Here is a 13,365-nt window from a genome sequence, read left to right as displayed (position 1 = left end):
TTTTAAGCGTCATTCTAATCTTTAGCTTCAGCCTGCTTAAAATACCGCTTCCAAAACTCAGCCGTAGTGGAATTAATCATGTTCGACTCGGCATTCATTAGCATCACATATCCGGTTTTATAATCCGGCGCAAATGCCACATCGGCACGATACCCTTTTACCCAACCACCATGATAGTTAATACGCTTGCCGTCAAAATTATAAACTCGCCAGCCTAGTCCATAATGGGCGTCTTTTAGCATGCCACGCCAACCCCTGCGTCTCGTTTCCCGCTGGGTTTTAACTCGTGGTGTAGTGACTTCATCAATCATGTCAGGTGAGATCACCGTAGGGAATTCGCCGAGCAAAGCCTGCAAGTAAATAGTCATATCAGTTATGCTGGCGTTTACACCCGCAGCGGGTGAAAAACGGTAGTAGTTGCTTTCAACTGCGCCTTCACGCCATCTGTCTCTGGCAATAGCAATATGTGGGCGCGCCCATGAAGCAGACGCAAGCAATCCGCCTTTTCCTACGCTTGCTGTATTCATGCCCAGCGGAGTAAAGAGCTGTGTTTGTACTTCCCGAGAATAAGATGAGTAGTTGTTCGTTAGATAATACTCGAGCGCCCCAAACAGCGCATTTTGGTAGGTGTAGCACTCGCCAGGTATGCATAATGGGTCGAGCTCACTCAATGAGGTTAACACCCGCTGCAATGAATAATCAGCTTCAATTAAGTTGTCGTAGGCATTGGGCATAAAGCCGCTAGATTGCCCCACAATATGCTGAAGCTGCAATGTTTCCATACCTTCTACATTGAAAGGTATGTCAGGTAATAGGGTAGAAATGGGGGTATCCCAATGTAAGCGCTGTTGCTCAACCAGTTTGGCAGAAAGTAGGGCGGTGAAAGTTTTTGATACCGAGGCTAGGCGAAAGACCGTGTCTTCAGTAATGCGCTTTCCACCTTTGTGAGTTCTGCCATAAACATATACTTGTGGTGTCTTGCCTTGCTCGTAATAAACAAAGGTATAGCCGGGCACATTATATTTTGCGGCTTCGCGCTGCACATAGTTGGCGTAATCAGAAAGCCAATCGGCGCTTAATGCGGGAAATGTCACGATAAGCGTGAAAAAGAATAGGCTAATTCTAATCAGGCGCGGTACTAAATTGCGCGTGGTTTGCAACATGAATTGGGCTCAGTAAGGGCGCACCCCAAAGGTGGCAGGCACTATTATTTTTAAGCCATTATGCGGTTGCTAGTGGCGATTATCAACTCTACTGATATTTTACTGTCAGTTCCGATTTTGTCGCACCCTTACCAGGGGAACAGGATACAATTGAATCGTAATAGCGCAGTGACGGTTTAAACCCGCACATCAACCCGAGCGATAGTATGAACATGGACATAAAAGATTCAGCGCATGTAGACAATGAGCACCGCGATACTTACGCTAAAGCTAGGGTAAGTAGAGATGCCCGTTTTGATGGCCGCTTTTTTGTGGCGGTGAAAACCACGGGTATATTTTGCCGGCCAATTTGCCCTGCCAAATTGCCTGATGAAAAGAACGTGGCCTACTATAACCATGCTGCTAAAGCCATGAGTGATGGCTTTCGTCCCTGTTTACGATGCAGGCCAGATAGCGCCCCGTCTTCTTTTGCATGGTTAGGTGTAGGCACAACAGTGACAAGAGCGCTAACGCTATTAAGTGATATACCCGTGCAGTCTATATCCACCATTTCAAGCCGATTGGGTATAAGTGAGCGTTACTTAAATAAACTCATGGTGTCGCATACGGGGTTGTCTCCTAAACAATATCAAGATTTGCAACGGGTGTTATTTGCAAAGCAGCTGCTCCAGCAGTCCACCATGACGCTTACTGATATTGCTTTTAGCGCGGGGTACGCCTCTACAAGGCAGCTTCAGCGGGCAGTGCAAACTTATTGTAAAAAAACGCCTACCGAATTACGAAGTAAACGCCATTCTGCACTACCTGAAATATCCCTTAGGTTACACTTCAGGCCCCCTTACCATTGGCCGCAAGTCAGAGATTTTCTTGCCCTGCGGGCTATTCGGGGCGTAGAAATGGTGTTCGAAAATACCTATAGCCGATATATCAGTGTTAAAGGCGAATCGGGATTTATCAGTGCGACTTTCAACGAGCGCGCAAATGGCTTCGATGTAAAAATGCGTTTGCCAAATTTAGCTTACGTGTACAAAACGGTTGAACAAATAAAGCAGCTGCTCGATTTACATGCCGCCCCAGAGTTAATTGAAAAATCGCTATTAGCAGCGGGCTTGCCTGAAAATCTATTGACTAAAGGGCTGCGCCTTCCTGGTACCTGGACCGTATTTGAAAGTGGATGCAGAGCTATTGTAGGGCAACAAGTCAGTGTAAAAGCGGCAATCAATCAAGCGGGGCTGCTTGCACAGCATTTAGGGGCGGTAGTCACTGAGGAGCCTGTTGAGCCAAACCAACATTATTGCTTTCCTGAACCCGAAGCGGTGGCAAACAGTGATTTAGCTTTTTTGCGCATGCCAAATGCTCGTAGGCATGCACTTCGTAATTTTGCGGTGCTATTTTGTAACGGTAACCAGCCTACTTATGATGAAATATTGTCAATCAAAGGCGTTGGTCAATGGACACTAGATTACCTTAAGATGCGAGGTGAACGTGATCCTGATGTGTATTTGGCTGGCGATCTTATTATAAGAAAAATGGCCGAGAAGTATCCGGTGTTGCCGCAAGAGGCGGCGCCATGGCAAAGCTACTTAACACTACAATTGTGGCAGTTGAGTAATAGTTAACGTGTTTTTGGGTATACATTTATCAGTAGGAATAAGTCATGACAGTATGCAAAAGCTACCTTGAGTCACCACAAGGGCTTATTGAAATAGCAGCTACTAGCAAAGGAATTAGTGCCATTACTTTTGTTGATAGCGTTAATGCTGACGTTGATGGCGGCGTTCACAGTAATGACCTTACTGAAACAGCGAAAGCACAGTTAGCGGCTTATTTTAATGGTAGCCTCACCCAATTCGACTTACCTTTTGATACCAAAGGCACTGCATTTCAGCAGGCGGTATGGAAGGCTTTATGCGATATCCCTTATGGCGAAACCGCCAGTTATGCCGATATTGCCAATAAGCTAAATAATCCTAAAGCGGTCCGTGCCGTGGGTATGGCCAATGGGCGCAACCCTATTGCGATAGTGGTACCATGTCACCGAGTTATTGGAAGCAATAAAACCCTAACGGGATACGCAGGTGGGCTTGAACGTAAGCAATATTTATTGAAATTAGAAGGGGCGCAAGGCGTACTATGGGCTTAAGAGATATTGCTGCACTATTATTATTAGCGTCTATTTGGGGCGGCTCATTTATTTTTATGCGGGTGGCGGCACCAGAGTTTGGTATTTATGTACTGGTAGCCATTCGTACCGTGCTTGCTACCTGTGTGCTATTACCTATTTTAATGCTGACCGGTGGCGTGAACCAAATTTTTAGGTATTGGTTCCCCATTGCATTAGTAGGGCTAGCGAATACTGCTGTGCCCTTCGTATTATTTAACTACAGCAGTTTGCATTTAGAAGCTGGGGTTAATGCCATTTTAAACGCGACTGCACCAATGTTCGGCGCGTTAGTGGCGTGGCTATGGCTGGGTGACAAGCTTACTCCCACTGCTATCGCCGGATTAGCGCTTGGGTTTTTAGGGGTAACGGTTATAAGCCAGCAAAAGTTAGGGGAAGGTGATATTAGCTTTGTGCCTATTCTAACCGCTTTACTTGCCACTACCTGCTATGGCATTGCGGCCAGCATGATGAAACGGTGGCTGCAAGGCGTGCGGCCTTTAGTGGTGGCTACTGGAAGCCAAGCAATGGCATCTATTATGTTAGCGCCTTTCGCGCTAAGTACATTACCAGCCACTATGCCAAGTACTAACGCATGGTTAAATGCCGTGGCGCTAGCCATTTTAGGTACTGCTATTGCTTACATTTTGTATTTCAAACTAATAGCGAATGTGGGCCCAGCAAAAGCGATATCAGTGGCCTACATGGTGCCATTATTTGGCATTATTTGGGGCGTATTGTTTTTGCAAGAACACTTGTCGTTACAAACCATTATTGGTGGGGTAATGATATTAACAGGTGTGGCACTCACTACCGGTGTGATAGGTATGATAAAACGTAGCCGGGCAGCCAAAACGGCGTAAGAAGTTTGTTTGCTCGGTTCGAAAGGACGTTAGCATCACCGCCCACCGTTTAGCTAAAAATAGCTAAGAGCGACTGATACAGTGGTGATGCTAAGCGTTATATAGAAATCTGTCCGTTAAATTTCAAATAGAAAAATAAAAGCTCAGCAGCTTATTATTCAATAAGCTGCATACGCACTAAATTATGCCCATCTCTTTTCGCCTGATATAGCGCATCTTCTGCATGGGCGGTAACTTCGTTCATGCTACGAGTGGTAGCAGTAAATGATACCCCAAAAGAGGCAGTCAATTGAAGCTGCGGCGACTCACTTAAGGGCGTTAATGTGGCAATACCATGACGCAAGTTTTGTGCAGTATCGAAGGCCTCGTGCGGCCCTGTTTGAGGCAGCAATATAATAAACTCTTCACTGCTCCAGCGACCAAGCACATCTTGCTCACGTAAGTGATCAGAAAGGTACGCCACCACTTTATCTAACACGTCATCGCCTGCATTTCGGCCATGGGCATCAATAATATGCCCAAAGTCGTCTACGCTGATTAAAATAACGCTAATAGAACGCTGTTCTTTTAATAACGATTGATAGATAAGTTCTAGGTTAGTGCGGTCGGGCAAACGATTAGCATGACGCACAATTAAGTCGGGCTGCATGTCTCGTCTGAAATAGTAAAGTAAGTTGTAAATAAGCAAAAAGAGCGAGAAAACCACTACCAATAAAGTTACTACACTGAAGATAAAGGCTTGCGATATTTCGGTTTGCCGGTCTTCTAAAGGACTTAGCAAAAACACCGTCCATCCAAACTGGTTTAATTTAACTTCCGCAATCAAAAAGTCTTTTTGATCGATAGTCACCAACTTGTTATTAAGGGCTTGCTCGTCTTGTACCGTAATCGGGAGGCTGGCATACCAAGGTAGCTCTGAAAGATTGGTAAAATCAGAATACGACGCCACAAGAGAAGGATCGGAAGACAGCATGATGTCTCCCTTTTCATCGACAAAAAGAAAATCGTAGCCGTACTGCTCTTTATAAGAATCGAAGACATTAATGAAGCTGCGTAAGCTTTTTCCTACGCCGAAGAAACCTAAAAATCGGCCATCGTCATCAAAAACCTTCAGGTCGATATAAAAATGAGTGTCTTCCCATTTACCAATATCTGCCACCGCATCTTGTGGTCCGTCACGGTATTTAAAATACCAACTGACTTCGCCTTCAATTAAATCGATGGTAGTACCATCAGAATTAAATTGGCGTTTGGCATTTTCGCTGGCAATAAAAAAAGATAAACCGAATTCTCTTTCAAGTCGGTTTAGGGTGTTAAATATTGCGGCTTCGTCAACCTCGTCGCCTTCCATCAAGGTAACTAATTCAGTGGAATGGCCTAACGCTTCAGATGTGTGAAGAGGCTTTAATAACTGCTCGACAATAAGAGACACCGCTGGCGACAATGACTGTTGCTGTGCTCTGCTTTGCTCCGCTACAATTTTAGAAATACTAAAATGTACCAGGGTAACAATAGCCAAAACCACGACGGCAAACAGCACCAATATACTTCGGTGAAGTGTTCGAAAAGTATTCACTGACTACGCAAGCTCCTTTGCTGCTCCAATCCAATTCAGTTGAAAACAAAGTATACCCGTTGATTTAATGAACTACTAGGCTGTTTAACTCAGATATAGACTTAAGAATGAGCCCTCAAAAATCAATCGCTGACATATAACCACGCCTTAGATACACTAGGCAAAAGTTCGTATTATCGATTTTCGTAAAGGAATAGCATGGCATTTTCAGTGGTAGTTTTAGCCGCAGGTAAAGGCACGCGCATGAAGTCTTCGTTACCAAAAGTACTTCACAAAGTGGGCGGAGTGCCCATGGTGCAGCGTATTATCAACACCGTTCAAGCCTTAGAGGCTGATAGTATTCATTTAGTTTATGGTCATGGAGGCGACAAGCTAAAGGCCACAATAACTGGCGAAAACTTAAATTGGTGTTTGCAAGAAGAACAATTAGGCACGGGTCATGCGGTGCAGCAAGCCGCGCCGCACATTAACGATGATGAAGATGTACTTGTATTAGTTGGCGATGCCCCCCTTATTCGCGAAGAAACCTTGGCGAAACTAAAAGCAGTAAAAGCCGAGTGTGATTTAGCCTTGCTTACCGTTGAATTAGACGACCCTACAGGAATGGGCCGAATTATTCGTAAAGACGACAACATCACCGCCATTGTTGAGCACAAAGATGCTACCGATGCACAAAAGCAAATTTGTGAAATCAATACCGGCATGATGATGATGTCCGGAAGCGATTTAAAGCGTTGGTTGGGTGCGTTAAGTAATAGCAATGCACAAGGTGAGTATTATCTTACTGATGTGATTGAAATGGCTGCTAAAGAAGGCAAGCGTATTCAATCGGCACAACCACAAGAGGTGGTTGAGGTTGAAGGGGTAAATAACCGCATTCAATTAGCACATCTTGAGCGCGCACTGCAGCTTCGCCAAGCAAACGAACTAATGACCAATGGTGTGGCACTGGCCGACCCTCAACGTTTTGACCTTAGAGGCACATTAACCACGGGGCAAGACGTCACCATTGATATTAACGCGGTGGTAGAAGGTAACGTTATTTTAGGTAATAACGTGACTATTGGGCCAAACTGCGTTTTGAAAAATTGTGAAATTGCCGATAACGCGGTTATTGAAGCAAATTCTATTATCGAAGAAGCCATAGTGGGTGAAAGCTGCACTGTAGGGCCATTTGGTCGCTTGCGCCCTGGCGCGGTTATGCACGCAAAATCTAAAGTGGGTAACTTCGTGGAAATGAAGAAAACCGTGCTAGGCGAAGGCGCTAAGGTTAATCACCTTACTTACCTCGGTGATGCTGAAGTGGGCGCTAATGCTAATATTGGTGCTGGCACCATTACTTGTAACTATGACGGCGTGAATAAATCTAAAACCGTAATAGGTCAGAATGCCTTCGTAGGTTCGAATTCTTCATTAGTGGCCCCTGTGATCATTGGTGACAATGCTACGGTAGGTGCTGGCTCGGTCATTACCACCGAAGTAGAAAGCGCCGCATTAGCAGTAGCACGAGGGAAGCAGCGCAATATTGCGAACTGGCCTCGCCCGACAAAAAAATAACTAGCATGTAATAGCTTTAGCGCGGTTTAGTGCTAAATGAAAGGACAACCAAGGTTGTCCTTTTTTGTGCCTACCGGTTTATACGTTGATAGCTTACTAGTAAAAATTGTACGAAAAACTTGCGAAATAGCCGCGAATAGCTTACATTTCTTTCACTTTGTAAATCATAACTTTCGTTTTGAAAGTTATGATTTAGGAATAGTGTAGAAATGATTTAGAGGAAGCACTGTAGTTTCCGTCATGCTGGGGTTGAATTGAGTTTGAAAACGAGTCGTTCTGTAGATCAGCGCCGCGCTGGCATTATTAAATGGGTAAATACTCACGGCTACGCGCAAGTTGAATTGCTCGCGGCCCAGTTCAGCACATCTGAAGTGACTATTCGAAAAGATCTAGCCGCCTTGGCAGACCAAAAAAAGCTTATTCGCCAATTTGGCGGTGCCGCACCCCTATCTGCTTCTCAAGGCGAAACCAATGTAGTGAACTTACCTTCATCAATAAAACAGAATATAGGTAAGCTTGCTGCTAGTCGCATTCAACAAGGCTCAAAAATAGTGTTGGATTGCGGCAGTACCATCGCTGCGCTTTTACCCTGCCTTCGTGATATACCCAACTTGGTAGTAATGACCAATGCCTTAGATGCAGCGAGTCAGCTGACCAAAAGCAATAACGAACCCACTATTTTGATGACAGGTGGCACCTGGGATCCCGCATCTCGTTCATTCCAAGGTGCAATGGCCGAACAATTGGTATCGGCATATAGTTTTGATATGGCGTTTATTGGTGCAGCGGGTATTGATGTGAATCGCGGAACTACGACCTTTAATGAATTAACAGGGCTTACTCGCGCCATGGCACGAGCTGCTCATGAAGTTGTTGTAATGGCAACGTCGAATAAGCTGTCGAACAAAATGCCCAATTTAGAGTTGGGCTGGGAAAATATCTCTACTCTTGTGACTGATAATGGCATCAGTGACGAGGATAAATATCTAATTGAACAACAAGGCGTAACGGTGCTGGTCGCTGCGCAAAACGGAGAGTAATTATGTGTGGAATTGTCGGTGCTGTTGGTGAACGTAATGTTGTCGAAATTTTATTAGAAGGGCTAAAGCGGCTTGAATACCGTGGTTACGACTCTTCAGGTGTAGCTCTGTTGCAACAAGATGGCACACTAAATCGCATAAGAAGTACCGGAAAGGTACAAGAGCTGGTAGATATTATTGCCAACGACGAAGCGCTAGGGACTACCGGTATTGCGCATACGCGCTGGGCCACTCATGGTGGCGTAACGGTAGCCAATGCTCACCCACATTTTTCTAGCGATCGTGTTGCTGTTGTGCACAACGGCATTATTGAAAACTACCAAGCCCTACGTGAACAGCTTTCAGCAAAAGGCTACGTGTTCAGTAGCGACACCGATACCGAAACCATTGCCCACACCGTGCATGAAGCTTTAGATGCTGGTAAAGACTTGTTAGAAGCGGTTCAAGCGTCAGTAAAAACCTTCCATGGCGCGTACGGTACTGTTGTTATCGACAAAGAAGATGTGGGCCGTATGGTTGTAGCGCGCTCTGGCAGCCCGTTAGTCATCGGTTTAGGGTTGGGTGAAAACTTTGTTGCATCAGACCAAATGGCGTTATTGCCTGTAACACGCCGCTTTATCTTTTTGGAAGAGGGCGATGTTGCCGACATTACTCGCCGCACCATTGCTATTTATGACAAAGACGGTAATGCCGTTGAACGTGAAATTATAGAGTCGAACGTTGAACACGACGCCGGCGACAAAGGCGCTTATCGCCACTATATGCTGAAAGAAATTCACGAGCAGCCGGTAGTAGTGCGTAACACACTAAAAGACAGACTAACCGAAAATGGATTAGCGGCAGATGTTTTTGGAAACGGTGCCGATGATATTTTCAGTAAAATTAAACACGTTCAAATTGTAGCCTGTGGTACCAGTTATCATTCAGGTATGACCGCCCGCTATTGGTTAGAGCAATACGCCAATGTGTCGTGCAATATCGAAATTGCCTCTGAGTTCCGTTACCGCAAGTCGGTAGTGCACCCAAATAGCCTACTTATTACCATTTCACAGTCGGGCGAAACAGCCGATACTTTAGCGGCATTACGCTTAGCAAAAGAAATTGGGTATAGCGCAAGTTTAGCTATTTGTAACGTACCGGGCTCATCGCTAGTGCGCGAATCAGATTTAGCCTTTATGACACGGGCTGGCGCTGAAATAGGCGTGGCATCTACCAAAGCATTTACAACGCAGCTAGCTGCATTCTTAATGCTAACCCTAGCATTGGGCGAGAAAAACGGTATGGCTGAGAGTGACAAGCAAGATATCATCAGTGCTCTTCAAAGCTTGCCAGCGAAATTAGAAGAAACCCTTACCATTACCCAAGGTATTGAAGATTTAGCCGAAGAATTTGCCGATAAACAGCACAGCCTGTTTTTAGGCCGTGGTGACCAATATCCTATTGCTATGGAAGGGGCGCTTAAGCTAAAAGAGATTTCTTATATTCACGCAGAAGCCTATGCTTCAGGCGAATTAAAGCATGGCCCACTGGCACTTATCGATGATGAAATGCCGGTAATCGTAGTTGCGCCTAATAATGAATTGCTAGAAAAGCTTAAATCGAATGTAGAAGAAGTACGCGCTCGTGGTGGCATTATGTATGTGTTCGCCGATAAAGACGCCGCGTTCAAAGGTGACGACACCATGCGCGTAATCAATGTACCGCACTGCGAAGCACCTATTGCCCCTATCATTTATACCTTGCCGTTACAGCTACTGTCTTACTATGTAGCGTTAATTAAAGGTACCGATGTGGATCAGCCTCGTAACTTGGCGAAGTCGGTTACGGTAGAGTAGGGTTTAGATAAAGCGGCTGAGGAATTGTGGTGTTGTACCATATTTTAGGTACCGTGAGCGCAGTCGCTTTTTTGCTGACCTGGTATGGACTTGCGAAGCAAATTTCTAATATAGAGGCGCTTCGCAAAAGTCATCAGAGCGCAACTCAAAGCTTGTCGGTAAACCAGTTTGCCTCAAGCTTTTTTGCGTTTTATGCCAATTTTATTTTCGGTATTGCGATAGAGCCGCTTAGTCATTATTTAGTGTGGACTCGTTTCGGTGCGCTTCTTCTGATATTGGCCATCCTTTATCAAATTTGGCGAGACAGGCGGTCAATATCAACGAGTTTTGTAGTTAGCTTGTGTGCTGGTGCTTTGGTAATAGGACTATGCTCTATAGGCTTTCGGCCTTACCCTAATCTTGCCAAGATTGGAGCAAACAGCTTAATGTTGGCAGTAACCGTGCTATTAGTGCAAGGTACGTTACATCAAATAATGTTGCTAAGGCGCAGTCGGATTATAGGCGCGCTATCGCCAGCCTTATTCCGCAGTATTCTAATTAAAGATGTCACAACACTCGCGTTCGCGTTTACCATGCCGTTTGCAGTAGCTTGGCCCCTTATTTTACTTAATGGGGCCAGCGTAATTACCCGTGGAGGCTTGCTGATTCAAATGAATAAAATCAAAAATTATGGGGCCAGTGTGAGTTAAAGGGGCTAATTAAATGTGTGAGTTAACCGGGTTTTCTAGCCAAGAAAATGGTGTGCTTACTTCCTTTACCCTTCCGTGCTCTGGCAATACGAGTACTTACTACGTAGCCTGCATTTTTTAGGCGAACGGAAAACAAGTAATCAGGCCCCGCAGACCAAATGGCTAACATGCCATTGGGCTTAAGCACCTCGTAGATATCTTCTAAACCTTCGATTGAATAGATCCAATTATTGTCAGAATGGGTTAAGCCTTCAGGGCCATTGTCTACATCCAATAATATGGCGTCGTAGGTTGGCGTTTTAGTATTCAGAAGATGTTTTACATCACCTACTTTAACATTCGTTCTAGGGTCTTGAAGTGGGTTCTTAGCGCAGTTACCCAGTGGGCCTTTGTTCCATTCCACAACCTCAGGAATTAACTCTGCCACGGTGACTTGTGAGCTAGGCGTCACTGCTTTTAGCGCTGCTGCAAGGGTGTATCCCATCCCTAAACCGCCCACTAAAACGTGTGCGTTAGGTGTGGATTTAAGGTGTTCGCAGCCCATTTGTGACAGCTCTTTTTCTGAGTTGTACACACGGCTATTCATCAACTCGCCACGAATACCGGAAAGTCGAATACTGAACTCTTCGTCTCGTTGAGAGAACGTTAGTTCACCACCATTATTTGGAATTTGAGCTGTGCCCAATTTAACCCATGGAACCATCGGAAGGTTTGTCCTTTTAACAGAATATTTTGCTTGAACTGATTCTAGGCGCGCAGAATAGCACATTTGCCGAGCATTGATGGGGTTAGCGACTTAATAGGGGCCAAATGTGAATAGGCCAAGATGTTAATAGGAGAAGAGTGTAAATAGGGGCAGTGTTAATTAAGGCTAAAAGTACACTGACCCCATTTTTTTATCGCCTTTTAACGGCGATACATCGCGGGTTCACCCTTTTCAGGTGTACTGTTTTTGATGAAATCGCGTAAGTCTTGGTTAGACTGCTTTAGGTCGTCTCGTCGCAAGTACATCATATGCCCGCTTCTATAGCCTTTAAAGCTTAGGCGGTCTTGCATAATGCCGCTTTGATCAAGCTGCCACATGGTATATTTGGCATCAAAATAGTTGGTGGCGCCATCGTAGTAACCTGCTTGAATCATCACATTTAAATAGGGGTTTTGTGCCATGGCAAGGCGCAAATTTTCACCAGATTTATTGCCACTTCTGTCCCATGGGTGAACATCGCCAAACATATTATATTTGGTGTCAGTTTTGTAATTTAACTCTTCTCGCAAGTAGTAGTTAATCGCGGGGGTAAACGAGTGTAGCCACGACGTTAGTTCGGCCCAGTAATCGGGTCTATCACCCGCTTGCTTAGCATCGATACCCAAATAGCGGCTATCTAATCGGCCTAAAGTTTTACCTTCATCACGAAGTAACGATTTCCAGAAATAGGCGGTGCTTACATCAAGATTGTTTTGTGAAATTGCGTCTTCCGATAACCCTGAATAACGCGCCATTTTTGCAAGCACGCTACGTTTTTCCTCAGTACCAATAAAGCCACCTTTCGCCAGCGCTGGAATAAGCGTGTTGATGGTGAAATCTTCTACTTCAGGAAGCAGTTCGGTTAAGTCTTTGTTTTGAAGTTCAGGGGCTAACTTGTTGTGATACCACGCGGTGGCGGCAAAATACGGTAGTCGATTTGCGGCTTTTACTGGCCCATTGCGTTCAATACCAATATCGGTAGGCGATACTAATATTACACCATTTAAATACATCCACTGGCGGTTTTGTAATTCAAGGGCTAAGCCCGATACCCGAGTAGTACCATAGCTTTCACCAATAAGGTATTTCGGTGAACGCCAGCGGTTATGGCGAGTCACAAAGGTATTGACCCAATCTGCAAGGTAGCTGATGTCAGCGTTGACGCCAAAAAACATGCTCTTCTGTGCTTCTTTTGACGGCATTTCACCATCTTCATTCTCCAGTATGCGGCTGTACCCAGTATTGACGGGGTTAACAAATACGATGTCTGCCACATCTAGTATTGAATACGGGTTGGTTTGCACGCCATAAGGCTGTACGGGGTAGCCTTCATCATCAATATTTAAAATTCGAGGGCCCGTATACGCTACGTGCATCCATACTGATGCTGAACCAGGGCCGCCGTTAAAAGAAATAACAAGTGGGCGAGACCCATTGTCTTTTATATCGGTGCGCTGGTAATAGGTGTAAAACAATGTAGCGACTGCGTCATCTTTGTTATTCCACACCGGTTGTGTGCCTGTTGTGGCACTGTATTTCACGCGCTTACCTAATATTTTGGTTTCATGTTCGGTCACTACATGGCTATCGATATCGATAGTACGTTCATGTGTGTCTTCTGCTGCATTCGCGGTAATAGCGAACAATGTCACTAAAACAAACCACAATGCCTTGCTTTTAATTGTTGAATTTATTGAGTTCATCGCGTTTTCTTTTCATTGTTATTAATTGAATAA

11 protein-coding genes are annotated in these 13,365 nt (G+C 44.9%); 7 read left to right on the top strand and 4 right to left on the bottom strand.

The window, feature by feature from the left end; genetic code table 11:
- Positions 1 to 14: 14 nt before the first annotated feature.
- Positions 15 to 1,163, bottom strand: a complete 1,149-nt coding sequence (locus AVL57_RS18850; protein ID WP_057795370.1) for a serine hydrolase domain-containing protein — start codon at positions 1,161 to 1,163, stop codon at positions 15 to 17.
- A 206-nt stretch (positions 1,164 to 1,369) separates the two neighbouring features.
- Between AVL57_RS18850 and AVL57_RS18845 the strand changes: the two genes are divergently transcribed.
- From AVL57_RS18845 to AVL57_RS18835, 3 genes are read left to right on the top strand one after another with little or no spacing between them, the layout of a single operon-like run.
- Positions 1,370 to 2,782, top strand: a complete 1,413-nt coding sequence (locus AVL57_RS18845; protein WP_057795372.1) for a DNA-3-methyladenine glycosylase 2 family protein — start codon at positions 1,370 to 1,372, stop codon at positions 2,780 to 2,782.
- Between the two features lie 38 nt (positions 2,783 to 2,820).
- On the top strand, positions 2,821 to 3,306 hold the full coding sequence (locus AVL57_RS18840) for a methylated-DNA--[protein]-cysteine S-methyltransferase (RefSeq protein ID WP_057795374.1): 486 nt from the start codon (positions 2,821 to 2,823) through the stop codon (positions 3,304 to 3,306).
- Entirely contained in the window at positions 3,297 to 4,187 is an 891-nt protein-coding gene (locus tag AVL57_RS18835) for a DMT family transporter (RefSeq protein WP_057795376.1), read from the top strand. The genes AVL57_RS18840 and AVL57_RS18835 overlap by 10 nt, the downstream gene beginning before the upstream one ends.
- Positions 4,188 to 4,341: 154 nt before the next feature.
- Here the strand turns inward: AVL57_RS18835 and AVL57_RS18830 are convergent, their stop codons facing one another.
- Positions 4,342 to 5,763 (bottom strand): sensor domain-containing diguanylate cyclase, encoded by a 1,422-nt coding sequence (locus AVL57_RS18830; protein ID WP_057795378.1) that lies wholly within the window; start codon positions 5,761 to 5,763, stop codon positions 4,342 to 4,344.
- A gap of 198 nt (positions 5,764 to 5,961) precedes the next feature.
- Between AVL57_RS18830 and glmU the strand changes: the two genes are divergently transcribed.
- The 4 genes from glmU (at position 5,962) to AVL57_RS18810 (ending at position 10,884) form a co-directional block, all read left to right on the top strand.
- Entirely contained in the window at positions 5,962 to 7,320 is a 1,359-nt protein-coding gene (gene glmU / locus AVL57_RS18825) for a bifunctional UDP-N-acetylglucosamine diphosphorylase/glucosamine-1-phosphate N-acetyltransferase GlmU (protein WP_057795380.1), read from the top strand.
- Between the two features lie 260 nt (positions 7,321 to 7,580).
- Positions 7,581 to 8,360 carry a DeoR/GlpR family DNA-binding transcription regulator gene (locus tag AVL57_RS18820; protein ID WP_057796518.1) on the top strand — a complete coding sequence of 260 codons (780 nt, stop codon included), beginning with the start codon at positions 7,581 to 7,583 and terminating at the stop codon, positions 8,358 to 8,360.
- Positions 8,361 to 8,362: 2 nt separating this feature from the next.
- Entirely contained in the window at positions 8,363 to 10,195 is a 1,833-nt protein-coding gene (gene glmS, locus AVL57_RS18815; RefSeq protein WP_057795382.1) for a glutamine--fructose-6-phosphate transaminase (isomerizing), read from the top strand.
- 29 nt (positions 10,196 to 10,224) lie between these two features.
- Positions 10,225 to 10,884, top strand: coding sequence for a hypothetical protein (locus AVL57_RS18810; protein ID WP_057795384.1), 660 nt, complete (start codon positions 10,225 to 10,227; stop codon positions 10,882 to 10,884).
- A 22-nt stretch (positions 10,885 to 10,906) separates the two neighbouring features.
- Here AVL57_RS18810 and AVL57_RS18805 read toward each other — a convergent pair whose 3' ends face one another.
- Together AVL57_RS18805 and AVL57_RS18800 are read right to left on the bottom strand one after the other, a co-directional pair.
- On the bottom strand, positions 10,907 to 11,587 hold the full coding sequence (locus AVL57_RS18805; protein ID WP_057795386.1) for a spermidine synthase: 681 nt from the start codon (positions 11,585 to 11,587) through the stop codon (positions 10,907 to 10,909).
- A 203-nt stretch (positions 11,588 to 11,790) separates the two neighbouring features.
- Entirely contained in the window at positions 11,791 to 13,332 is a 1,542-nt protein-coding gene (locus AVL57_RS18800) for a S10 family peptidase (protein ID WP_057795388.1), read from the bottom strand.
- Positions 13,333 to 13,365: the final 33 nt, after the last annotated feature.

It is taken from the genome of Alteromonas stellipolaris, from assembly GCF_001562115.1.
GTDB classification, from domain to species: Bacteria; Pseudomonadota; Gammaproteobacteria; order Enterobacterales; family Alteromonadaceae; genus Alteromonas; species Alteromonas stellipolaris.
This window is presented reverse-complemented; position numbering and strand designations above follow the sequence as displayed.